21 protein-coding genes and 1 pseudogene are annotated in these 24,581 nt (G+C 37.6%); 3 read left to right on the top strand and 19 right to left on the bottom strand.

The annotated features are described in order from the left end of the window. Window positions 1–31: 31 nt before the first annotated feature. On the bottom strand, window positions 32–1,723 hold the full coding sequence (gene betA / locus BLT53_RS22400) for a choline dehydrogenase (protein WP_090239056.1): 1,692 nt from the start codon (window positions 1,721–1,723) through the stop codon (window positions 32–34). Between the two features lie 57 nt (window positions 1,724–1,780). Continuing rightward, window positions 1,781–3,253, bottom strand: a complete 1,473-nt coding sequence (gene betB, locus BLT53_RS22395; protein WP_090239263.1) for a betaine-aldehyde dehydrogenase — start codon at window positions 3,251–3,253, stop codon at window positions 1,781–1,783. 255 nt (window positions 3,254–3,508) lie between these two features. Here betB and cudC point away from each other — a divergent pair, with 255 nt between their 5' ends. Continuing rightward, the gene (gene cudC, locus BLT53_RS22390; protein ID WP_090239054.1) at window positions 3,509–4,060 is read left to right on the top strand and encodes a choline uptake/conversion transcriptional regulator CudC; all 552 of its coding nucleotides are present in this window, start codon (window positions 3,509–3,511) and stop codon (window positions 4,058–4,060) included. A 36-nt stretch (window positions 4,061–4,096) separates the two neighbouring features. Here cudC and aspA read toward each other — a convergent pair whose 3' ends face one another. Then, the gene (gene aspA / locus BLT53_RS22385; RefSeq protein ID WP_090239051.1) at window positions 4,097–5,533 is read right to left on the bottom strand and encodes an aspartate ammonia-lyase; all 1,437 of its coding nucleotides are present in this window, start codon (window positions 5,531–5,533) and stop codon (window positions 4,097–4,099) included. Between the two features lie 22 nt (window positions 5,534–5,555). Next, window positions 5,556–6,542 (bottom strand): asparaginase, encoded by a 987-nt coding sequence (locus BLT53_RS22380; protein WP_090239049.1) that lies wholly within the window; start codon window positions 6,540–6,542, stop codon window positions 5,556–5,558. 199 nt (window positions 6,543–6,741) lie between these two features. Here BLT53_RS22380 and BLT53_RS22375 point away from each other — a divergent pair, with 199 nt between their 5' ends. Beyond that, a complete protein-coding gene (locus BLT53_RS22375) occupies window positions 6,742–7,104 on the top strand; it encodes a helix-turn-helix domain-containing protein (protein ID WP_090239046.1) in 363 nt (120 codons plus the stop codon). 147 nt (window positions 7,105–7,251) lie between these two features. Here the strand turns inward: BLT53_RS22375 and BLT53_RS22370 are convergent, their stop codons facing one another. The 3 genes from BLT53_RS22370 to BLT53_RS22360 all read right to left on the bottom strand — a co-directional run bounded on the left by BLT53_RS22370 (window position 7,252) and on the right by BLT53_RS22360 (window position 9,301). Further along, complete coding sequence (locus BLT53_RS22370) at window positions 7,252–7,470, bottom strand: helix-turn-helix domain-containing protein (protein WP_090239043.1); 219 nt, start codon at window positions 7,468–7,470, stop codon at window positions 7,252–7,254. A 10-nt stretch (window positions 7,471–7,480) separates the two neighbouring features. Continuing rightward, entirely contained in the window at window positions 7,481–7,963 is a 483-nt protein-coding gene (locus BLT53_RS22365; protein WP_090239040.1) for a DUF2975 domain-containing protein, read from the bottom strand. A 486-nt stretch (window positions 7,964–8,449) separates the two neighbouring features. Further along, complete coding sequence (locus tag BLT53_RS22360) at window positions 8,450–9,301, bottom strand: helix-turn-helix transcriptional regulator (protein ID WP_090239038.1); 852 nt, start codon at window positions 9,299–9,301, stop codon at window positions 8,450–8,452. Window positions 9,302–9,422: 121 nt separating this feature from the next. On the opposite strand from BLT53_RS22360, the gene fabF reads away from it, so the two are divergent. Further along, window positions 9,423–10,658 (top strand): beta-ketoacyl-ACP synthase II, encoded by a 1,236-nt coding sequence (fabF, locus tag BLT53_RS22355; RefSeq protein WP_090239035.1) that lies wholly within the window; start codon window positions 9,423–9,425, stop codon window positions 10,656–10,658. Window positions 10,659–10,926: 268 nt separating this feature from the next. Here the strand turns inward: fabF and BLT53_RS25300 are convergent, their stop codons facing one another. From BLT53_RS25300 to BLT53_RS22300, 12 genes and pseudogenes are all read right to left on the bottom strand, one after another. Beyond that, window positions 10,927–11,487: a BglG family transcription antiterminator gene (locus BLT53_RS25300; protein WP_211516933.1), complete on the bottom strand. Its 561-nt coding sequence runs from the start codon at window positions 11,485–11,487 to the stop codon at window positions 10,927–10,929. A 76-nt stretch (window positions 11,488–11,563) separates the two neighbouring features. After that, window positions 11,564–12,193 (bottom strand): HTH domain-containing protein, encoded by a 630-nt coding sequence (locus BLT53_RS25295; RefSeq protein ID WP_211516932.1) that lies wholly within the window; start codon window positions 12,191–12,193, stop codon window positions 11,564–11,566. 685 nt (window positions 12,194–12,878) lie between these two features. Then, window positions 12,879–13,082, bottom strand: coding sequence for a hypothetical protein (locus BLT53_RS22345; RefSeq protein ID WP_090239033.1), 204 nt, complete (start codon window positions 13,080–13,082; stop codon window positions 12,879–12,881). Between the two features lie 706 nt (window positions 13,083–13,788). After that, entirely contained in the window at window positions 13,789–14,913 is a 1,125-nt protein-coding gene (locus BLT53_RS22340; RefSeq protein ID WP_090239031.1) for a phospholipase D-like domain-containing protein, read from the bottom strand. A gap of 83 nt (window positions 14,914–14,996) precedes the next feature. Beyond that, the gene (locus BLT53_RS22335; protein WP_090239028.1) at window positions 14,997–16,130 is read right to left on the bottom strand and encodes a DNA methyltransferase; all 1,134 of its coding nucleotides are present in this window, start codon (window positions 16,128–16,130) and stop codon (window positions 14,997–14,999) included. A gap of 5 nt (window positions 16,131–16,135) precedes the next feature. Beyond that, complete coding sequence (locus BLT53_RS22330; RefSeq protein ID WP_090239025.1) at window positions 16,136–17,092, bottom strand: DNA methyltransferase; 957 nt, start codon at window positions 17,090–17,092, stop codon at window positions 16,136–16,138. Between the two features lie 678 nt (window positions 17,093–17,770). Beyond that, complete coding sequence (locus BLT53_RS22325; RefSeq protein ID WP_090239260.1) at window positions 17,771–18,148, bottom strand: cystatin-like fold lipoprotein; 378 nt, start codon at window positions 18,146–18,148, stop codon at window positions 17,771–17,773. A 62-nt stretch (window positions 18,149–18,210) separates the two neighbouring features. Beyond that, window positions 18,211–18,729: a hypothetical protein gene (locus BLT53_RS25550; RefSeq protein ID WP_244520544.1), complete on the bottom strand. Its 519-nt coding sequence runs from the start codon at window positions 18,727–18,729 to the stop codon at window positions 18,211–18,213. 13 nt (window positions 18,730–18,742) lie between these two features. After that, entirely contained in the window at window positions 18,743–19,729 is a 987-nt protein-coding gene (locus BLT53_RS22315) for a bifunctional lytic transglycosylase/C40 family peptidase (protein ID WP_425284734.1), read from the bottom strand. 52 nt (window positions 19,730–19,781) lie between these two features. Continuing rightward, a pseudogene (locus BLT53_RS22310) lies at window positions 19,782–21,653 on the bottom strand (CD3337/EF1877 family mobilome membrane protein); the annotation flags it as partial. A 14-nt stretch (window positions 21,654–21,667) separates the two neighbouring features. After that, entirely contained in the window at window positions 21,668–24,163 is a 2,496-nt protein-coding gene (locus BLT53_RS22305) for an ATP-binding protein (protein ID WP_139168455.1), read from the bottom strand. After that, entirely contained in the window at window positions 24,051–24,575 is a 525-nt protein-coding gene (locus tag BLT53_RS22300) for a conjugal transfer protein (RefSeq protein WP_090239016.1), read from the bottom strand. The genes BLT53_RS22305 and BLT53_RS22300 overlap by 113 nt, the downstream gene beginning before the upstream one ends. Window positions 24,576–24,581 lie beyond the last annotated feature (6 nt).

Raw genomic sequence — 24,581 nt, 5'->3', positions numbered from 1 at the left:
CTCCCCATGGGAAGTGGTTTTTGTTATTGGGTTATTTAGTTATTGTACCTAGTGTCCCAGCATCTGCCGGATGTACGCCATGGCGATAGAAATCGGCGTGAATCGGGTCCAGTGGTTTACGGCCGAGGATGAGGTCTGCTGCCTTTTCGGCCAGCATCAATACAGGTGCATGGATGTTGCCGTTTGTTACGTAAGGCATAGCTGATGCATCAACGACCCGTACGTTTTCAAGTCCGTGAACCTTCATCGTATTCGGGTCGACAACAGCCATAGGATCTGAAGCAGGTCCCATTTTGGCCGTGCATGACGGATGAAGGGCTGTTTCCGCATCTTCTCTTACCCAATCCAAAATTTCCTCGTCTGTTTCAACAGACGGTCCAGGTGAGATTTCCCCTATGTTATAAGGCTTCATCGCTGGTTGAGACAAGATGTTACGTGTCACTCTTATGGCCTCAACCCACTCGCGTTTGTCCTGTTCGGTAGAAAGATAGTTGTAGACCATGCTTGGATGCTCTTTCGGATCGGTTGAACGAATCTTTAATGATCCGCGGGCATCGGAGTACATTGGTCCAACGTGAACTTGGAATCCGTGAGCGGTTTCCGCTTTTTGTCCATCGTAACGTACCGCGACCGGAAGGAAGTGATACATCAGATTCGGATACTTAACATCTTCATTGGAACGGACAAATCCTCCGCCTTCAAAGTGGTTGGTGGCAGCCGGGCCTGTACGGTTAAGCATCCACTGCAAACCAATCCAAGGCATGCGCAATTTATTTAAATTCGGCTGTTCAGAAACCGGAAGCGGACAAGCATGCTGTACATAAACTTCAAGGTGATCCTGAAGGTTTTCTCCCACACCTGGAAGATTGACAACCGGTTTGATTCCAAGTGAACGAAGGTGCTTCGCGTCGCCTACACCAGATAATTGAAGAAGCTGCGGCGTGTTGATCGCACCACCTGAAAGGATGACTTCTCCTGCTTTCACTTGATGCTTCTTTCCGTTTCGTTGATAGGTTAATCCTTTCGCTTTCCTGCCTTCAAAGTCAATATTCTTAACGAAAGCCCGTGTCAACACGGTCAGGTTCTCACGCTTCATGGCCGGGTGAAGATAGGCACGTGAAGCGGACAAGCGCTGGCCTTTGTACACATGCTTATCGAACGGCCCGAACCCCTCCTGGCGGAAGCCGTTCACATCCGGCGTTCTTGAATAACCCGCCTCTACCGCTGAGTTAAAGAAGGCTTGGAATAAGGGATTTGTGGCTGGCCCGCGTTCCAATTTAATCGGCCCGTCATGGCCGCGAAGATCATCGTCTGGTGATCCTAACGCATTTTCCAGACGCTTGAAATACGGAAGGCAGTGCGCAAAATCCCATGTTTCCATCCCCGCGTCGGCTCCCCAACGTTCATAGTCCATCGGATTTCCGCGCTGATAAATCATCCCATTGATGGAACTGGAACCTCCAAGTACCTTTCCCCGGGCATGTTTGATTCGTCGGCCGCCCATATGCGGCTCAGGGTCAGATTGATATTTCCAGTCATAGAGGCTTTTGCCTGCTGGAAACGGCAACGCTGCCGGCATTTGAATGAGTAAATCCCATGAATAATCACTGCGTCCTGCTTCTAAAACAAGAACACTTTTCTTTCCATCTGCACTAAGACGGTCGCCGAGTACAGAACCCGCACTGCCGCCGCCAACGATTACAATGTCATATGTGTCAGTCATCGTTTGTTCCTCCTAGTTGTTGAGTCGATCCCTTCTTTCTTAAACCGAATCGGCAGCTTAGAACCAGTTAATCGGTTCAGGCTTAAGATTTTGGAAGATATGCTTTGTTTCTGTATATTCTTCAAGACCTGATTTACCTAGCTCGCGTCCAATACCGGACTGCTTGTATCCACCCCAAGGAGCGTGTGGGAAATACAGATTGAAATCATTGATCCAAACCGTGCCCATGCGCATCTTCCCTGCACAGCGTTCCGCTTTTGCGATGTCTTTTGTCCAAACACCGCCAGCGAGTCCGTAGATGGAGTCATTTGCAAGCTTAACCGCTTCTTCTTCTGCAGAGAATTTCTCAACCGTCATTACCGGACCAAACGCTTCTTCTTGAACAATGGCCATTTCTGTGGTGCAGTCAGTGAAGATCGTAGGCAAATAGAAAAATCCTTTTTGCAGTTCTGGATCTTCCGGACGTTTGCCGCCAACGGCCAATGTTGCGCCTTCGTTGATCCCTGTTTCTACATATTTTTCTACCTTTGCACGGTGTTCAGCTGAAATGAGCGGTCCCATTTGGGTTCCTTCGTCAAATCCGCTTCCCAGCTTGAATTGTTTCACCCGCTCCACAAGCGCCTGTACGAACTCATCGTGAATGCTTTCTTCTACAATCAGCCGTGTACCTGCGGAACAGATTTGTCCTGCGTGGAAGAAAACACCGTTTAGCGCTTGATCGACCGCTATTTCAAAATCAGCATCTGCAAATATGATATTTGGGTTTTTCCCGCCAAGCTCCAGTGCCAGCTTCTTCACATTCGAGCTTGCCGCCTGCATGATTTTCTTCCCGGTCACAATACCGCCGGTAAACGAAATAAGGTCAACATCCTCGTTACTGGACAGCTCTGCTCCAATCGTTGCGCCTGAACCAAGAACAAGGTTAACGACACCGGCTGGTACTCCTGCTTCTTCCATGAGCTGAAATACTTTTATCGTAGTCAGTGGTGTAATTTCACTTGGCTTCATAATTAGCGTATTTCCAGTGGCAAGCGCCGGGGCCAGCTTCCAGGACGCTTGAAGCAAGGGATAGTTCCAAGGCGTAATTTGCCCGCAAACACCTACTGGTTCGCGAACCACTCGGCTGATCGAGTTGGATACTGGAGAATCAATCAGCTCCCCGCCATCTTTATCTGCAAGCTCAGCATAATAACGGAATACGCCAGCGATATCATCCATGTCCCCGCGGCTTTCCTCCATTGTCTTGCCAGTATCCAATGATTCTAAATATGCGAGTTCTTCTTTGTCTCTTTCTATTAATTCAGCCATCTTTCGTACGACAGCCCCTCGCTCTGTGGCCGGGGTTGAAGCCCATTCTCCGTTATCAAAGGCTTCTCGTGCCGCAGCGATGGCTGCCTTTGCATCGGATTCGTCACCCTCTGGGACCGTAGCAATGACTTCCTGATTGAATGGATTAATAATATCCCGCGTATTCTCCGAGTCGGCGCCAACCCATTTACCGTTAATGTAATGTTGTAGTTGTAGTTTCAGATCCAATCCTATCAACTCCGTTTTTGATTTATATTAATTTCGTTCAGAATTTATTTAACGTTATTAACGTAACATGTCTATTTATTGATGTCAAAGTCATAAAAAGCCATACATCTGCAAATAGTAAAGGGAAATTATAAAGGTGATGATGAGCGGGAAAGTAGACATTTGGAAGCTGGACGCGTTACCATTAAGTACGTAAAGAAGATTTGATAAAGATTTAACTGAGTTATTTTTTATCGGAGGAGCGTTCCTATGAGTAAAGCCACCGGGAGACCGGACGTAAAAATAGAAGAAGCCAAGGATAAAGTCATTGGTGCCATTGCAGAGACCATGGATTTATATGGGGTAACCCCTGCTGCGGCAAATTTATATGCGACCATGTATTTTGAAGACCAGATGACGCTTGATGAAATGCGAACCGAGCTCGGCATGAGCAAACCAAGTATGAGTACCAGCGTCCGCAGGCTCCAGGAAATCGACATGGTTAAAAAAACCTATACACGCGGTTCCAGGAAACATACGTATGCAGCGGAGAAGAATTTCTTCCGTTCTTTTATGGCGTTCTACTGTCAAATGTGGGAACGCGAAGTAAAAATAAATTTGGCGGCCATTAAAGAAGCACAGGAAGATTTTATAGAAGTCATAAAAGATTCCCATAGTACGCCAGAAATCGTGGCAAAAGCAAAAAAATACTACGACCAGCTGGAAGAATCCAAAACTTACTATCACTGGCTGGATGACCTGGTTGAAAATATAAGAAGCGGCAGGATCTTTGAGTTTTTGCCAAAAGAGCAAAAAGATTAACAAAAAAGATGGTGAGCATTGCTCACCATCTTTTTCTTATCCATTCATTTTATCGAGAAGAGCACCACCGGCTATTCCAGGGTTTGTCATTTCAAATGGGTTTAATATCAAATCGAGTTCTTCCTCTGTCAAAACATCATACAGGAGACAAAGCTCTCGTACCGATTTGCCTGTTAGAATGGCTTCCCGTGCAATTCGCGCACACGCTTCATATCCCAAGTGCGGATTGACGGCTGTAATGATTCCCACGCTTCGTTCCACATATTCTTTCATCCGGTCTTCATTTGCCTCAATTCCGGACAGACAGTAATCGGTAAAGCTTCGGAACGCATTATTCATGATACTGATGGATTGAAGAAGGTTAAAGACGAGTACAGGCTCCATGACGTTTAATTCCAACTGTCCCGCTTCTGATGCCGAGCAAATCGTAAGGTCGTTGCCAATTACCTGAAAGGCGACTTGGTTAATCAGTTCCGGCATGACCGGGTTCACTTTTCCAGGCATAATGGACGAACCAGGCTGACGCGACGGCAAGATCAGTTCACCAAGCCCCGCACGCGGACCGGAGGCCATCAATCGTATGTCGTTCGCGATCTTGGACATGTTCATCATGCAGACCTTCAACGCCGCTGACACTTCTGTGTATGCATCGGTGTTCTGGGTCGCATCCACCAGGTGCTCAGCCCCGATAAGCGGCAATCCGCTTATGTCCGCAAGATGCTTCACCACATTTTCAATATACTCTGGATCGGCATTTAAACCTGTCCCTACAGCTGTCGCTCCCATATTCACTTCGTAAAGATGCTCGCGTGTCTGTTTAATCCGCTTAATGTCGCGTTCCAATACCCGGCTGTACGCTTCAAACTCCTGTCCAAGACGAATCGGTACCGCATCCTGGAGATGGGTGCGCCCCATTTTTATGACGTGGTCGAACTGTACGGCTTTTTTTCTGAATACGTCCAGCATGTCATTCATCGTAGCCAGCAGCTTCTCCAGCAATCGAAGGGTCGAAATATGAATGGCTGTCGGGAACACGTCGTTCGTTGATTGTGACATGTTCACGTGAGTGTTCGGGCTTAGTTTTAAGTAGTCACCTTTATTATGGCCAAGCAGTTCCAGTGCGCGGTTGGCGATGACTTCATTAGCGTTCATGTTCATCGAAGTCCCGGCACCGCCCTGAATCGGATCAACGATAAAGTACTCGTGCCATTGCCCTTCCAGAATTTCATCCGCCGCTTGAACAATTGGCTCCCCCAGTCCTTTATAGAGACGGTGGACATCCATATTGGCCAAAGCAGCAGCCTTCTTCACGATAGCCAATGCATGTATCATTTCTTTATGAATTCTGTATCCGGTGATTTGAAAATTATCTACAGCGCGTGATGTTTGAATTCCGTAGTATACGTCTGCAGGAAGTTCCTTTTCACCGAGAAAGTCCTTTTCAATTCGGTAAGATGTCTCACTTGTTATCATTTCCCCTGCTCCCTTATGTGTTTTAGAATGTAATATCATCTGCAATTGGGGTTTCCATCCATTCCTTCACTTTGCGTGGGTCCTGCGTCTTACCCAAAACCCACATGAACTTAGGAACGATGGCTTCTGTATTCATGTTTCTCGAACGGATGACGTTTTGATTTACTTTCCGCCCTACCTCATATATCTCAATATCCTCCCCTTCTTCCAAGCATTGTGTCGTAATGACAACGGGGATTCCACACTCAATCAGCTCGTCCAATTTCTCTAATATATTTCTGCCCTGAAACGGAATGCCACCGCTTCCATAACTTTCGATCACAATTCCCTGGTATTGGGTCTTCAGGTAATCAAAGAATTCCGGCTTCATCCCAGGATATAATTTTACCAGAGAAACATCGGTACAAAGTGACGTATCGAGCTTAATTTTCTTCTTCTGTGGAGAATGAGCAGGCTTCGTGTACTCAATATGATCTTTATAGATTGAAGCAATATAAGGATAGTTGATACTTTCAAACGAATCATAGCTCTTCGTCCTCAGCTTGATGGCCCTTGTTCCCTGGATGACTCTCCCATCAAAAACAACATATACGCCGCCGATTTCCTCACAAGCAAAGCGAACCGCATCAGCGATATTTCGTTTCGCATCGGTTTTCTTAAAAGAAATGGGGATTTGAGAACCTGTAACCACCACCGGTTTTTCGAGGTCTTGCAGCATATAGGAGAGAGCAGCTGAAGTATAAGCCATCGTGTCTGTTCCATGCGTGATCACAAAACCGTCGTACTCCTCGTAATGCTCATAAACCGCTTTAGCCATTTCAACCCAATATTCCGGCTGCATATTCGTACTATCAATATTAAGCAAAGCCTTACTATCAATCTTGCAAGGCAGATCAAATCCCGGCACATGACGTAGAATCTCGTCGGCTGTCATCTCAGGAACGAGCCCATTTTCCCCTTCGAGCGAGGCAATCGTTCCACCGGTCGTAAGCAGCATCAACTTCTTCAACCTAACCCCTCCTAAAAGCCATTTCTATCAAAATTAAACGAGTGTTTAACTTATTGTTAAATATGCGTTACGCGTACTACATACGCAATTATAGTGATGATTACGTGGGAAATCAAGACCATTTTACGCAATACGCGTACATTTTATTTTCATCTGTGCTATAATGAACGAAATTATAGAGGAGTTAGGGAGTTAAAATATGATTTTAACGAGATTAACAAATTTAAGGAAGAGCAAAAGGTGGTCGTTGCAGTATACAGCTGACCGGCTCGGAATTGCCAAAAGTACATATGCAGGCTACGAATCGGGGCACCGCCGCCCTTCATTGGAAGCCATTGCACAAATCGCTGATTTATTTGACACATCCACCGATTACATTCTGGGCAGAGTCGATCATCAAGCTCCTCAGTTGGATGATGATACATCCGTCCCATGCATGGAATTGACGGAGCTGTCTACTTTAAATCTGTCGGTCGACGGCCTCTCCCTTTCCAAAGAAGAAATGCAGCAATTCATTGCCTTTATCAGAGCGAAGCGGCAATTGGAAGGAAAGACAACATAAACAACGACAAAACACCAATTCCTTCGGTAATTGGTTCTTTCACAAAACTTAAAAATGCATATAAAAATGACCATCAAATGGCAAGCTATTTGATGGTCTATTTTTCTTTATCCGAAAAAACTCTTTAAACAAATTTGTTGTCTGTTGTTAATGAGTGGCTTCGTCGCTTTTGTATTCCAAAATATCACCTGGCTGACAATCCAACGTCTTACATATCGCTTCTAATGTTGAAAAACGAACCGCTTTTGCTTTCCCATTTTTCAGAATGGAAATATTCGCTATAGTAATTCCAACCCTCTCTGCAAGCTCCGTTACGCTCATTTTTCGTTTTGCTAACATAACATCAATATTAATAATAATTGCCATTTTCTACACCTTAAACCGTTAAATCATTTTCTGATTTAATAGTAATAGCTTCTTGTAAAAGACTTTGGAGAACAGCTGCAAAAACGGCGATAACTATAGAAGAGAAAATAATAACGAATCCGATTGGCATGATACTTGGAGGGTCAACTCTTTTCGCTACGAGGTAGTAGAGTGGCGTACCTAGCAGGTACAGGACACTGATTGTGATGGCACAATATTTTATCTTCTTTAAAGCCTTTACCGATAATTCCGAGAAAGCTTGGCTCTTATCAATATAGCTAAGAAGTTTAAAGGCTTGATACAGAGCGAAGTAAAAGGGTATCGCTGCCGCGTACATATCGATTAAAACGAGAGATTTCATAAAAGCAATATCAGGATATAATCCTCCTGCAAAATTCCCAAACTTGGGCACCAAAAATATACACAATGCAAGAACTGGGATTCCGATAAAAATAACAGCTAACTTTAAAAAGAAGGTCGTAACGTGTTTCACAAAATACACCTCACTGACTCAATAATAAAATAACTTTAACACTTAATTTATCGTTTTGCAATAAATTGATATCGAAATTTAATTACCATTATTACTGTTATTTGCATTTTTTTAGTTTCGGCAAAATTAAAAACATTTCTTATTATAAAGAAATGCTCTTTTGATAAGTTGTTAAATTTACAACTAGTGTTTACAACTAGTTCACGAATTGTCTTTTATGCCGCAAAAAGAAAAAAAAGAATAAACATTGTGGTTGTGATTAGGTAAAAGGAGTAAGAACTTATACTATTAATTGACCTGCAGCAGCAGAGCCAATCGATTTTCCGACGCCTAATGCAAGAAATGACAGGTCATCCCAACATGATTCACTAATGTGAAAATGCGGGTCGCCAAATTAACGCACAAATTTAATCAACTTGTACCAAAGTTAGCTCTTTCCACAGGGATTAATGACCTCGTTCAGTAATCAGGTCATTTCCCTGTTTTTTAATTTTCAACGGAAACCCTCTTCATTAATCGCTTTAATTTATTTTCTGTGTCTGTTTCCTCAACTGGTGTATAGATACTGCACCGTAGATCCATATCACCTTGAACCTGAAGAGAAGTTAAATTAAACAACATTTTGCCTGCTTTAGCATGTCTGAATTCAATTATCATTTCTGGAGCTTTACTCACTTGACTTTCTTGCCATAGGTTCTGGAATTCTGAATGTGAATGACTCATTTCTTTAATAAATTGACTGTACCATTCATCGCCTAAATAGTGCCCATAATAGCTGCGGAAAATAGCAAGAAAACCTTTCGCAAAATGTTCCCAATTGACGGCTAATGCTTTTAATTCTTTTCTAGTGAACACTAAACGAATCAAATTTCTTTCATTATTTGGTATTTGTCCAAAATCTAAAAAAACATGTGCAGCAGCAGGATTCCAGCCTACAATATGGCAATGCCGATCTGTAATGATTGTTGGGCAATAAATTAATTCAGCCAGTATTCGTTTTAAAGAAGGGCTAAGCTCTGATGGATCCTTTTTTGGATTTGTAATTTCCGACTTTGCTTCTAATGCCAGGTCATATAAGTAGTCTTTTTCATCATTATTTAACTGCAGAGCTGTAGAAATACAATCAAGTACACTTGAAGAAACCTTTATATCCCTCCCTTGCTCTAACCATGTATACCAAGTGGTACTAACACCTGCTAATTGTGCAACCTCTTCTCTCCGCAGTCCAGGTGTTCTTCTCCGGGTACCGGCAGGCAAACCAATAGATTCCGGCTTAATTTGGGCACGCTTAGCCTTTAAGAATGTCGACAACGCTTCAAACCTGGTTTTTTCATTCATTTTTAAAACTCCTCGTCCTATCAATTCATCCTAGTAGATATTATACCAGGATAAACAATCCCTTGTAATAGGATAAAACAGCTGTAAAATACAAGTAAATAAGTGATTTGGAGGAATGAAAGTGGAAAGAGTTGTGATTACCGGTATGGGAGTAGTTTCTCCTATAGGAAACAATATCAAAACATATTGGAACAATCTGATTAACGGGGTATCTGGTATATCCACTATTGATACATTTGATGTTACGAACCATAAGACAAAAATTGCAGGTATTGTACAAGGTTTTAATGCAGATGAAGTATTAGGAAAAAACGAGGCAAGACGTTTAGATCGGTTTTCTCAATTTGCCTTGGCAGCTGCTGAACAAGCTTGGGCAGATTCTAAGTTAGACCTCGATCGTATAGATGTGGAAAGGTTAGGCGTATACGTAGGTTCAGGTATAGGAGGAATTGAAACCTTTATTGAAAATATGGATACGCTTAGGCAGAAGGGGCCGAGAAGAGTCAGCCCTGCCCTAGTACCTGCCATGATTTCTAATGCCGCTGCAGCACACATTAGTATCAAGTGGAACGCAATGGGACCTTCTATGTCACCCGTTTCTGCTTGTGCAATTGGAAATACAGCTATAGGAGAAGCCTTCAGACTCATTCGTTCTGGTGATGTTGACGCTGTGTTTGCTGGTGGAACAGAGGCAGCTATAACAGACCTATCAATAGCAAGCTTTGGTAATGCGACAGCATTATCAACAAGAAACGATGATCCCACTAAGGCTAGTCGTCCATTTGATGAAAATCGGGATGGATTTGTTATGTCAGAAGGTGCTGGAATTCTAATTTTGGAATCTTTATCTCATGCTTTGCGAAGAGATGCAAAGATTTATGCAGAAGTCATTGGATATGGTGCAAGTTCAGACGCACACCATATCGTAGCGACACATCCGGAAGGTAAAGGTGCGTATCTTGCAATGAGGTCAGCTATAAAAAGTGCCAATCTATCACCCGAAGACATTGATGTGATCAGTGCCCATGCAACAAGTACAAAAGTGGGGGATATCTCTGAAACGATGGCTATTAAGCAACTGTTTGGAAAACAAGCTTATCAGATTCCAATAACAGCTAATAAATCAATGCTTGGTCATATGTTAGGAGCAGCTGGTGGAGTTGAAGCAATTGCTTTAGTAATGAGCTTAAAGGAAGGGATCGTTCCTCCAACAATTAACTTAGAAAATCCTGATTCATTATGTGATTTAGATTATGTACCAGCTGTTGCCCGCCAGGTGAAAATAAATACGGGCCTATCTAACTCATTTGGTTTCGGAGGTCATAATGCGGCTATTGTTTTAAAGAAATACGAGTGAATAATCGTTGTTCTCTTCAATCTGACCGTTTCCTCTGGAAACGGTCAGATTTATTTTACTCCATTAAGTGGCCTGCCATGATCAATCTTGTTGACGACAATTTCTACCACACCGACTTGGTCATACAGCAGATGAAACTACAGTTTATGACAGAAAAAAAGCTTCTCAAAAGTTTGCTCAACTAATGAGAAGCTTCTCTATTTACTCAAATCCTCGGACTCTTGATTTTTATGATAGTACTTTCGTTATTACTTTCCCAGTCATGTCCTCATAAATAAGGAATGGCTACTTCTTCCTTAATATGAACAGTACTCAGGATTAATTCAGCATCTGAGTATTTCTCTTTTAACAAATTTGTATTTCGAGACGCTACTATATCTACAATTTCTAACTCGGGGAATTTCTTTGAAACTTTTGCTTTTAAAAGTTCTGAAGTTCCAATTCCTGTCGTACACATGATTAGTGTTTTTATTGGACGATGATATTGGCCCGTTTCAATTGCTTTTGCAAAATATAGGGTGATAAACCCATTTTCATCGTCATTTATGGCTGGTAAGTTAAATGTTTCACTTATCCATTCGGATACGTTTGTTACGCCCAAAAATACTTCTTCATACGTTACCTTAATCTGACTTAACAAGCTGTTTTTAATTCGAATCTTATGCCCTAATCGATTAAGCATCGGTTTGATATGGTTGGCTAAATCAATAAAAATAGACTGGCTGTCTATATCAATTCCTAAGCTAGTACTCATTCCTTCAATATACGCTTTCGTTACTTGGATAACTTCTGATGAAAAAGTGGAAGTGATAGCAAGAGATCCCTGCATTCTTGATGACACTAAATACTGAAATAGGAAATATACCTCACTATCTGGCAAAGGATTGTTCAAATACTTTTCAATATTATGGATAGGGAATCGTTATATCTAAATCTTCTTCGACCTTTCTTAATTGATCCAATATAAATAAAACATCGTACTGATTGAAATGAAGCTCTTGATTCCTTTTTAAATCATCAATATCAATCGCATTAAAGATTTCAATAATATCTTTTATTGCCTTTCGAATATTAACTTCATCCCCTAGTATGGCTAGCGTTCTGTTTTTTCGCTCAAGAACTAAATTATACTTTTTAAGCTCTTCGCTCATTATTTGTTCATCATTAAAAGTAACGGAGTCTCCTACATAATACTTACTAAATAAGTGATAAATATTTATAGGTTTAGGCGAAGACAACAATAATTCTTCCATAATTCGATTACGTCTCTCGTTAGGAGAAAACTGTTTTTCTTTGTATTTTTTATTTGCCTTTTGAGAGTTAATATATTTTTCGTAATCTAGTTTATACCCTCTCCCTCTTTCAGAAATAATTAAAGGACCATCCACGTAATCATCGTTAATATTCTTTATTAAACGATATACTGTTTTTTGAGAAACATTTAGTACGTCTAGGAGATCCTTCGAAGTAACATAACCTTCATTTTTCGAAAGAAACAGTAACAAATCTTGTTCATTTTTATTTGTTGAACTCATCTCCTTGCCTCCCTGATACAATATTAACTCATAATATGAAAAACGGATCACTGGATAATGGCCGTCGCAACGGCCACTTTTTTAGACAAGCTATAAGGCTTTTCTACGGTCTTCGCCTCTATTAAAATGTTAATAGAGGCAAGGAATAGTTTCCTTGCCTCTAAATCGCCTGTCACCCAAAAGTATTGATATGTAAATTTTAACAACACAAAAAACCACTCCCTAATTTTTATAGGAAGTGGTTTTTGCTTTTGATATAAGTCATTTCCATGACTACTTCACAAAATGAGTGAAAATTGAGTCAAAATAGGGAGAGAAATAGCTTAAGCTATTCCTCCGACGCTTGGCTCAAAAGCCTTACATCATGCCGCCCATAGATTGTGGAGTTTTACATGAGAACATCATACAATCTAACCTTAATTAAAGTATACAACAAAACATTTGTTCTCCACTAAAATATTCACTCAATAATATAAAATAATATCGTTTTCGGCACCCATTCGGCACCTTTTTTGGTGCCTAGGTTTTTTTCTAATAAACGGATCGTTAGCAAGAAGCTATTGAGTTATTCCACAAACGCACCCGATTGCAGTATTGAACGATTCCCATATTAAATAAGCTTTGTCTAACAAAATGAAATAAAAAGGGTAAGACAGAAAATATACTTTACCCTTTTTACCTAAAATTAAATTTTCTTTATCATAAATTCATAATCATTTGGATCTTCATAGCATTCTCCAGACAGTTCAAGTACTTCTGCCCCTGTCATAAAATTATTAATTGCTTCGTCTAAAGCGTATTCAGCATCTTCTTTACTATGATATATTTCATCATCAGCTTCTTCAAGACTTCCATCAAATTTATTTTTCATAAATATCTTATAAGCCATATTACACCTCCTTATTTGAATATATTATATCTCTTTTCTTTTGTTCAGCATCTAACCTTTTTGAATTGATAAAGATCCAGTCTTATTATCTGGCCCAGTTGTGGAATAAGAAAAAATCCTGTATAGATCAACACGGGATTTTTAATCAAACTTTATTTTAAATAATCGAACTTTGTATTAAATGATCAATATTTTTTACAAAACTACACCTAAGTGTAGCTTCGAATAAAGTTCTATTAAAAGCATTTTGCAAACGTTGATTTTATTATAGAGAAACCCACACATTTTGAGCAAAGAGTGATCAAAATGCGTGGGTTTAATGTTTATGTGGAGTTTGGTTTTATAAAAAAGATTGATTAAAATATCAATTTTCCACTATAACATGCCTAAGATCAATGTATTTAGCATCCCATACTTTCATCCTTTGACGAGCTTGGGTTCGTTTAACTTTTTTTGAATCAGAAACATGTATACTAAAATATTGAACTAGTGGTATAGCATCGTAAGATGCAACCCCTATCTCAGAGGTCATGAATAAGGAAAACCTATGATAACAGCCAATGCTAAAGTTAAGAATTTTATTGTATAGGATAGGCTATAAATGGAATAGAGAAAAAGATGCTTAACAAACATTTTTTGAAACATCCTCGTTTCATACATTATATAAAAGTTTATTACCCGCTATTAAAGTAATGAATATTTTTTATCATTCAAAAAAGCCGAATTTTTTTCCATTTTCCGCGAGTGTGGGATTTCGTTTGATTATAAACTCAATATTTTCCTCATCCGTTTTATAAAATGCTAAAACATCATCTTTTTTAAACACATTAAATACCTTTTTATTTAAAAAAGTAAATCTCAACTCAGGATTTGGTCTACCATGTGTTGCTGCAGGTACATAATGAATCGCTCGAGTATTCTTTAGTAAAATTTGAGTACCGTCTTCATCAATGAAAAGTACATTGAAGTAAACTTCTTCCTGTTGAGCTTGCATAGGAGTTGGTAAAAGTCCAGAGAAATTCGGAAATAATGGCATAAAACGAATCGGTATAACAATTTGTCCAGGTGCACTTGTTGGAGATACATCCCACTTACTTAACCTTTTCCAAAATCCTTCATGTAAAATTTTATAATTAACTTTTCTTTCCTTACCTAGTACTTTACTGGTGGATTCCATATTTTTTTTCTTTGGTAACTTTGGGGGTATTACTCTAATAAAACCAAACAATTTTTCTCTTATAATATTCATTTTTCTTTTTCGTTGTTTTTCTAATTGGTATTCCTTTTCCGTATAGTTATTATCATTTAGTTGTTTTAAAAAATTCAAATCTACTCTATTTGATAACTCAGACTGTTCATTTGAGTACATTTTATAGGTATCTAGTAACATTTGATAATTAAGCAGGTCTTCTTTTAAACGTAAATCCATAGAATACTCTATACTTTGCTCATTATTTGTGTATAAACCTCCCCCAGTTAAATTGTTGGAGCCAACAATAACTACAGCTTTTTCATCATTTTCAAAAAGGTATATTTTAGGATGAAAGGTACTATTAATATCTTCATTATGATAAATATATAATTCATCAACTAGTTCATGTAATTGTTCTAATGCCTCATATGAAGTATTTTTTTGATCGATACCAACAACAAAATAACATTTAGTACCTTTATCTTTTAATTCTCTTATCGATGGTTCTATTCTCAATACACCACTTGATTTTGCATAAGCTACCATACAATAGAATGAATTCCAATCTTCTTTTGCCAAGTCATTTATAATAGACCCCACAGAATTACTAATTGGTTGTGAAATTATTTTGACGTTCAATAAAAACACTCCTATTTCCTAAAATTAACTATAATAATAGTAATTTTATACCAAAAATAGGAGTAGTTCAATATTACCAATGTTTATTTTTTAAAAAATATAAAATGTCCATTCTTGTATTGAGTTTTAAGATTTTTTGTAAAGGAATTAGTATATTTACGTTGATTATATGAAAAACATTCTATATATTCATAACCAATATCTTCAAAAACTCTTCTATACTCTTTATCCATTTCTACCAGTTCAGATTTTACAATGGAATCTCCAATAACTACACAACATATTCCATTCGGTTTTAGAACACGATAACTTTCTGTAAATACCTCTTTTATACTATCAAAATAAGTATTCATTCCATGCTTTTTATCATTATGTTTATTTCGTGAACCGATTTCTAATTCTTGAGCTTCTTTATGGTCATAGCCCAATATGAACATCCTTAGTTTATGATATAAGTAATAATCAAATGAGTTTAAATACGGTGGAGATGTTATTATATGATCAATAACATTGTTCTCTAAAAAAGATAAATTCCTAGAATCACCATAGAAAACTTGAGAAATGCCTTTTTGTGCATTACTAAATTCTTTTATTCTATTTATCATATCATTTGACTTCTTAATAAAAGAATCAAATGCATAGCCATTTGGTAAATCCTTGCTCCTCGCAACCCAACGTGTATCACTATCTTGATTTGAACACTTAACAACAATAGAAGATAATGCCAATCTAAAAAAATCTTTTACTTGAATATCATCAAGTGTTGAGATTAAACCCTTTATATACATTAGTTCAATAAACATATTTCTTTCAAACCAATGATCTCTATTTTTGAAATTATTAAGTTTTTCATCAGCAATTTCATAATCCACGTTTGCTTTTTGTAACATTAAAGAATTTAAAAAAGAGTCTAATGTTGACAGTTGATTTTCATTTAGAGGTGTACTTTTAACTTTACTTGATAATATTGCTATTGGATTTGAATCCACACCTACAGAATCTATACCTAATAAACATGCTTCAACTAAGGTAGTACCAGAACCACAAAAAGGATCTAAGATTTTTGAACCTTTGGTTATATTAAGATAATTCATTATTTCTCTTGGCATTTGAGGTATAAATTTTGCAGGATAAGGGTGAAAATTATGAGTTAAATTAGCCTTTTCAGTTTTTAAAATATTATCTAAATCCATCTTGAATTTCTGAATCATTTGCATATTTGTCACCTTTTTGGTAATTTATTTGTTTTTTTAAAAACTAATATATAAGAATGCCCTATATTCATATAATAATTCCTTGAAGGGTATCCCAGTACAACTAGAGGGCGAAACTTAGTTTGATCATAAATCCTTATATCCCATAAATAATATCCCACATCTTCAGCAGCTCTTATAACGTCGCCGTGAAAATTAACATAGGGTACAGATTCCTTTAATGATCTAAAATCTTTCACAACCCATACTGCATAAGTTTCGAATTTTTGTACAATAAAACACTCTTCCATTACTTTTCTTATTGATAGTAGAGATTCATTATAAGACATATTACCAATGTCGGATTCATTCTTAGAATACGGCCTTGCATTAGTAATTGGGTCTAAATCTGAATGCTCTCTCCACTTATGAGCAAAGGCTCCGTTAATATTTTGCAATAAATTAGCATAAGGTGGACTCGTTAATATAAAATCAATGCTCTCTTCATCAACAAATTTAGTTAAGTTCCGACTATCTCCATGAAAAATCTTAGCAGATAATTTATCCAGTTCAGTTAAGTCTTCTTGTGCTAAAGTTATAAATTCTTGGTTTAATTCTATTCCAACAGAATTTCTACCTAATTCTAAACAAGCATCGACAGTTGTTCCCACACCTAAAAATGGGTCAAGGACTACATCTCCTTGTTTAGTGTAAATTTCAATATGTTCTTTAGCTAAAGATTTTGGAAAGCTGGCTCCATGAATGCGTTGTTTTTCACTTCTAACATCTGGGTATTCTTTTACACTAATACTTTTTTTTGCCCACTCACTACCTGTTAAACCATTTAATTGATTTTTCCTTTTATCTTTTCGTTTACCAAAACAATCTTTACATAACATTTTTTTTTCTCTTTCAGTACCTAAAGGAGCATTCGTTTCTTTTTGACAAGTTTTACATTTATATACTTGTCTTTTATTCATTTCCATTATATATATCACCTTTATCAATCCGATTATTTTCGACAAAAATATTCAACTAAACATAAGAATATACGTTCGCCTCATTTAAACCCTTTTTATCTTCCCCATAATTCTGTCGGTCCTCTCAAATGTGCGGTTTAAATAGCTAGCTCTTATGTCCTTCTACTTTTAAGTTAAATACACATTTTCCACTGATAGATCAGGCTCGCCCTTCTTATCATTTAATCCATTATATCACTCTTTATAAGGCATAAAAAAAACACCCTAGGGTGTTTTAGTTTAATAAACCTTCCACCTTTGCGCTTTTTAGCTGTTAATATCTTTCTTATGTGTTTCAGCAATACGTCTGTACTATTTTATCACTTCCGTTAATTATTGCAACACCACTGCTCTGAATGGTACTAAGGAATAATTACCGATTTTTTCATTTATTAGAAACAAACTCTTTTTCAAAAACTTTTCGAAAAAAGGTTTAGGTTTGTCCATTCTGTCCCCTCCCTCAAATCGGTTTCAGTTTTCGTATTTATTCCCTTAAGCTCTTTATATAGATAAGTCGGTATACATATCTGCCCTGCATCTTCCCTCGGTCACGAAGCATATTTATCACCATCCTAACTTTATTATACAAGAATATATGTTTGGTTAACACTGAAAAAACACAAAATAGAGTAGACAACATTGGATCTACTCTTCTATCTTTGTTTCTTTTCCCTTAACTTCTTGATAATCTGGCGTTTTCTTATCTAGGCCCAAGCGATCACCTTCTCCACTTCCCGGCATATCACTCATTTCCTCATACGAATCCCCAAGCTTTTCATAATAATAATAAAGTTTACGATCTGTATCATCTATATAATAAGCTACTTGAATAAACTTACCGCCATCATAAACACGTATGTTAGCATTGTCTCTGGATATTTTTTTTGCATCCAGCCCATCTTTTTCACGATCTTTTTTTTCTTGATTAATTACATTATCAATCGCTTCATCATACTTATTCCCACCACAAGCACTTAGAACAACTATCATGATAAGACTAAGGAAAATAAAAATTCTTTTCAATGTCATGATGCCCTCCCTTTTTAATATTCAGTATATATAATCTATTCTTTATTTTCCATGTTTCATCCATTTCCTTTCACCTGTACATCATCAACCAGCCATTTATTTTTTTCTTTTATCAAGGACGTTTGTATAATTAACGTTTGATTGGTTGTCACAGAATTTGCTGTGACAGCTACCTCAACAACATTAAGAAACAATTCATTCGAACCAGAACCATCAATCTTTGAATAATTCTCCAATGACAACAATTCGCTTTTTACACTCACTGTATGCTTTTGATCACTTCTTGAAGGAAAAGCAAAAGCAAAACCTTTTTCAGTTGTCAAATTCTGTACTTTTTCATAGCGCTTATCTATATCAGTGTAATTAAAAAGCGCTTCAAAAAATGCTCTATTTTTCGAAACGCTTCTTTCATTCATCGTTTGACTCAATTCTTCTATTTTTTTCTTTTGTATCACATTTTGTTTATTCAATGATTCTATTTTTTCATTATAAGAAAGTCCAGTAATCCCTTTAATAAAAAAAGTGTATCCAATCAATAAAACGCCACAAGTCAAAATAACAATTAACTTATTCAACTGTTATCACTCCTTAATTATTAATTCTCCCGAATGAAACCAAATGTTCTCGCCAGTAACCGGATTTAAGATTAGAGTATTGAATCCCACTACCATTAGAGTTAAACATCCTGCCCTCACCTACATATATACCAACATGGGTAATATATTTACCTGCATATGTCCCCGTAAAAAAAACAAGATCGCCTGCTTTGGCATCTTGTTCATCAACCCGTTTCGACCTGTAATATTGTTCTTGCGCCGTTCTTGGCAAAAGAATTCCTGATTGTTTATAACTCCATTGTGTTAATCCACTACAGTCAAAACCATCACTCGGATTAGAGCCCCCCCAAACATATGGCTGCCCTTCATATTTCGAAGCTTCTTTCATGGCTATTTCATACTCCTTTATCGAACCATTCACAAGTTTAAAAGTATGATTTGAACTTTTCAGATAACGCATAACATGATCTACATAATCAGGATCACCATATCGAGACCAGCCCATTTTAACAGCCATCATACTACTAAAGGATTGAGCCACTTTTTTTGAATAGCCCCCTCGTTCCTTTGCATATCCGATAAAGCGATTTCCGAAATTATACGATTGAAGGGCTAGATGAACATCATAGTCTGCTTGTTTTAACATACTGGCAAAGTATTTTACACCAATCTTAATGGATAATTCCGGGTCAGTAATGCTGTTTGGAGGTAAACCAATACTTTCCGAACTTTGCATGATATCTAAATAGCGCCCACCACTTTCCTGCATGGTGAGCGCCATAATGACATTTAATTGATTATAGACTCCTTCTTGACGAGCATATTTTTCAAAAACAGTACGAAAACGTTCTACTTCAAGACTTATACTGTTCGTTATATAATCACCATCACCACCGCCTATCTTATCATTTTCTATCTCATGGTCCCCAGACATTATCATGACAACAACAGTACACATGATCATCAAACAAATAACAGGGGACAACAAGAATACAAGAAAGATTTTTTTCAAGTAAATCTCTCCTTTCTACTCATCATGTTCTTTCGCCCCTTCTCAGTCTATCTACTATTTGTATTTCTGAATCACCCTGCGGTTTAAATCCGTTCGATCTATTCTCAAATTGTTTTCTTTTACTAAATTCTTTCTGATCTGTTCGATTTTCCCTTATTTTCTCTTGCAAGCCTGTTGATCTCGTAACCTTGTACACTCCTTCTTTAAGAATAGTATCCACAACAGGCGTCTTCGTTCCTTCATGTCTAAGCTCTTTCTTCCCTTGAGGATGATAAACATCACCGGGTGGTATGGATTGTTGATGATCCTGCTTAAATAAATATTGCGGTTTTCGGTCAATTTTTTTATTTCCATTTAGATTTGGATTATTAAATGTTTCTCCTTTTTGAGGTGTCCTTGAAAGAGTAACAGCATCGCCATCTATCCCAAATTCGCGTCCGGCAGATGCATCCTTTGAAACACCATCATCAGAGCCGACATCTCCCGACCTATTACGAAAACTTTTTGCAAAATGACTGAACATATTCGACACACCCGACCCTAAAGTAGTCGCACCTTTCTTCGCCGTTTCCCACGAAGGTTGAACCATTTCTTTTCGTACATTTTCCATCATATTATTATCAATTGATAACACTTTTCCTGCCGTTACAAACTTGATAATGGAATCTCTCTTTTTAAATCCAATCCACAATATGGCGGACAACACAATGACATTTAACAGATACATTCCGAATCCATTCGGGGGTATCAATTGATCTACGACAAAGCACATCACATATACAAAGAAAATTAAGATGCCCAACATTGCTTTAAGAAGAAAAACACTCCCAAGCCGTCCTAAAGTAACAAAACCAGAATAGGCAAGTTGAGGAATATACGAAATCATAAAAGCAAAAGGAATAAAAAACACAATCGCTAGTGCCATGATTTGAAGGAAGAAATTTAGAAACGCCAACCCTAGAAAAGGAATGCCCAATACAAAAGCTACCAACACTGCGATAATAGATTGACCTAACTGGTTATAAACATTTCCAGAAGTTACAGCTTCATTACCGTATTTCCCTTTCTCGTATTCCTTTAAGTATTCAAGTTTTCCCTTTTCACCTTCATCCGATAATTTATAAGATAGAAGTGTATCGATTCGATTTAAATCACCTTTTTCACCACTTCCTTTTTTGTTTATTTTCTTTTCACTCGTTTCATCATAATTTACAATTAAGTACGGTTTTTTTAATGCCAGATTAAAGTAAACATTACGCATAATCGCTACCGTACCTTCCATTTCTTTTCCTTTTTCAATTTTTGAGTTATTAACGTAATTCCCCTCATCTTTCACGATGCCAACAAATCCATTACCGGCAACTAATAACTTCCCTTGTGTTTCAACTGACAATGCATTCAGAACCTTCATATAATAACCAGCGTTGGACATCCATAGTCCACCAATAACCAACACACAAATAAAGAGGGTACTCCGTCTCATAGCTTCCTTTGCGCTTCCTCTTACCGCATATAGATAGACAATATAGCCACAAACAAAAATAAAAAGCACTTCTCCAAAATTACTTTTTAATGTTTTATATACTGTTTTCGATACATTCGTCATCGAATCCGCAAATTTATCAATTGGTTGGAGATTATACAAAGTATCCATACCTGCATCAACGACACGTATAATATTCCCTGCAAAAGAAAAAGTGACGTTTGTCAAACCTACAAATGCCCCTTTTATATGACTATCGGAATCCTCGTTATTTGCTTGGTAACGAGATAAAGGAAATCGCTTTACTTCTAATTCAACACCACCCACCTTTTCACTTTTAGGTTGAGTGGTTATATCACCTTCTGCCGCCAACACTGAATCCGTCTTAATGAATGAAGCCAATAACAAAATTACAACTGAAAGCAAAAGAATCCTTTTTCTTTTCATCACTACCCCCCTCCTTAAATATACTCTTCCTCTGCAAATGCCACTGCTTTTTTCTCAACAGTCTTTAATGTACCTTCCCATTCTTCAAAAAGGCACTCAATTGAAATCTTGGAAGTACGACCATAATAATCTTTAAACAAGCATTGCCCTTGGAACATCGATTCCATCATTTTTATATTTTCTTTTGTTACCTCCATGTTCACCCATTTCAACACTTCTTCACGTTCTGTTGGTTCATCAAAAGCAAAAGCCACCCCAAAGTTTCCTGAATCCTCCTCTTTTAAAGCGTCCTTTGTTGACTGCGAAATAAAATATTCTGCATTGTTGTATGATCGACCAATCCTACGCATTTGTCTTTCTACTTTTTTCCCTTGCGGAGATGTTGTAAATATCCACGCTTCATCAATAAATTCAACAGTTTGTTCCTCTGGATTCATACCGAACAGTTCACAAAACTTGCCTAGTGCAAACATGACAGCACTTGATTTCAATTGAGATTTTGTATAGTTTTCGAATCGCTCTGACTGTTCCGGTAAATCCATATTTTCTACTTCTAAAATGGTAACCCGTCTTTTTAATGACAACGCCGGATTAGAACCGTCATGAATACATAATTTTAAAATTGAATCAGCAGCTACTTCATTCAAGTAATCGCCTGCTTTTCTTACAGCTAATTCTTCATGATTTTGCATTTCTCTAATGATATGGAGCGAGCCGACTTTTTCGCCTCTTTCTTTACGCTCAATCACATTTGAAGTTGCCTTAAGAAACGCTGTACTTACATCATCTTTCCCTTTAAAATCGTATATCTGTTCAAAAATCACCTCGATTAATTCTTTCGCTCTCATCGGAGGCAAAAAAGAAATAGGGTCCAATGCCCCCCAATTCTGTTTATCTTGATGATCTAACGTGATATAGTGATATTTCTCTAGATGAGAGATATATAAAGGGAATTTTTTAAGGATTTCTTGATCATTTAAGACTTGTCGAATCCATTTACGCATCTCTTTTTTTGGGTCAATGTAAAGGGATTTCACGTTTAGCATAGTGATATAGTTAAAAATCAATTTAGCCAAATAGGATTTCCCGTTTCCTGTATCCCCTGTAATCAAACAATGCGGCGAACGTGTTTTTGAACCTTTCAATTGCTGATTTGCTAAAAATGGGTGAAATAACACAAAATCCCGACTCGAATAAATTGCACTCTCTAAATCGGTATGTTCTATAAAACGATCCACCCATCCAAGAAAGAAGCCTATTTTAGAACCGACATCAGAATTGACGGCGAATAAACATTCAGCCAACCCATCTTGAGTTGTTTTTTGAACCCAATTCTTATCCGTAATGTCTAATTTTTCACCTGGCAACATTTTATAAAACAAATTCAATTGGTCAGCAACAGGAAGTCTACAGGTGATTCCAGCCCCTTTCAAATGACGCCTTACAATTGTAGCCTTCCTAACACATTCCTTTTTCGTGTCTCCATGAACCACAATAACTGCTAGCCAATTCATCAAGAACACTTCTTCTTTCTTAATCTCGTCTTGTAAATGCCTTACCATTGTGGCACTGGTAACGGTTGACACGTCACTTCTATCTCCTGTGCTATGTTGTTCCCATTGTTCTTCCTTTAATTGTTGTTTCTTTATATTTAATGCGGTTTTCGTTAAGGATTTTGACTCCACTTGCACTTTCATTTGTATTTCAACTGGAAACGGCAACGATTGGGCTTCATAAAACAAATCACTTTCTGCCATGTTATGAAGAAACTCATCAATGACAACGAATGACGAATAACCTTCATCTTGATCACTATGAAGGTTTAAAACAGAGGGGTTTGTAGGGTCTATAATCGTATTTGTAATCGAATCAACCTTTTTCATTTCACTTTCTTCCTTTGTTTGGTGCTTTAAACCACGAATGAAATGATAACGGTTGATATACACCATTTCATTTTCAGAAAGCCTTTCACCGCAAACAGAAGCCATAATATTGGCTAATGTCTCTTCAACCTCCTCATACTTTCCAAAAAAAGAGGTGGGAACGTTTTGTTCCCACCCAAGCATTTTGACGACTGTATCAGTCGCCGTATTAAAAAGAGATAATAAATTTTCCTTTACTTCCATACTGATGTTTACAAGGCTATTTTTCAGTTTTACACCAAAAATGAAATCATACTTTGTTAACCTTCCTAACCGTTGTTCCAATAGCCTTACTGTTTCCTCATTGTAGTAACAAGCCAAGTCAATAGCATCTTCTGCAATATCTGTTTCTAAATCCTTAAATCGCTTTTCTAATTCGTATTCACTTGGATACATCATCAAATGAAAGTCCTCATAAGATGTAATTTCTTCGAATAAATGTTTCCATCTCTTTTTATAAGAATTCACCTTTTCCTTATTCTGCATAGGTATCGAATTGCTTCTCACTCGGTAATACGCCCAAATGTCTCCCGTTCTTGTCAACAATAAATTTTTGTGTGTAGCCTTCATAGGGGTTTTTGTTTTCATTCGAAATGCCCACCACCTTTACTAATTTGCGAAATTCAATTTCTTCATCATAACTAAATTCAACTTTACGATCATTACAAAACTTTTTTTGAGGAAGTTTAATCATGAAATAATACTTTATCAAATCAAAAAAGTATAAATAAATATTTTTTCCTTCTGGTTTTATTTTTGTAACCAAGGTTGTGAAAAGCAATGGAATCCCAAATATCACAAGAATAAATGTTTTATCAAAAGCATTAGGAAATACCATCCTCACACCATACCAAAAGCCAAAACAAAGTCCAACAAAAATAAAATAGTTCAGCGCAGGTATCAGCTCAATCGAGAAAGGCAAGGAATAATGCTCCGTTAATTGTCGAATTTTTTTCGGTTCTCTCATTGCCTTACGATAATTAAAGACGAAGCGACCCATCATATC

The organism is Fictibacillus solisalsi, from assembly GCF_900103485.1.
Classification (GTDB): Bacteria; Bacillota; Bacilli; order Bacillales; family Fictibacillaceae; genus Fictibacillus_C; species Fictibacillus_C solisalsi.
Note: the sequence above shows the minus strand (reverse complement) of the source record. Positions and strands in the feature narration are given on the sequence as shown.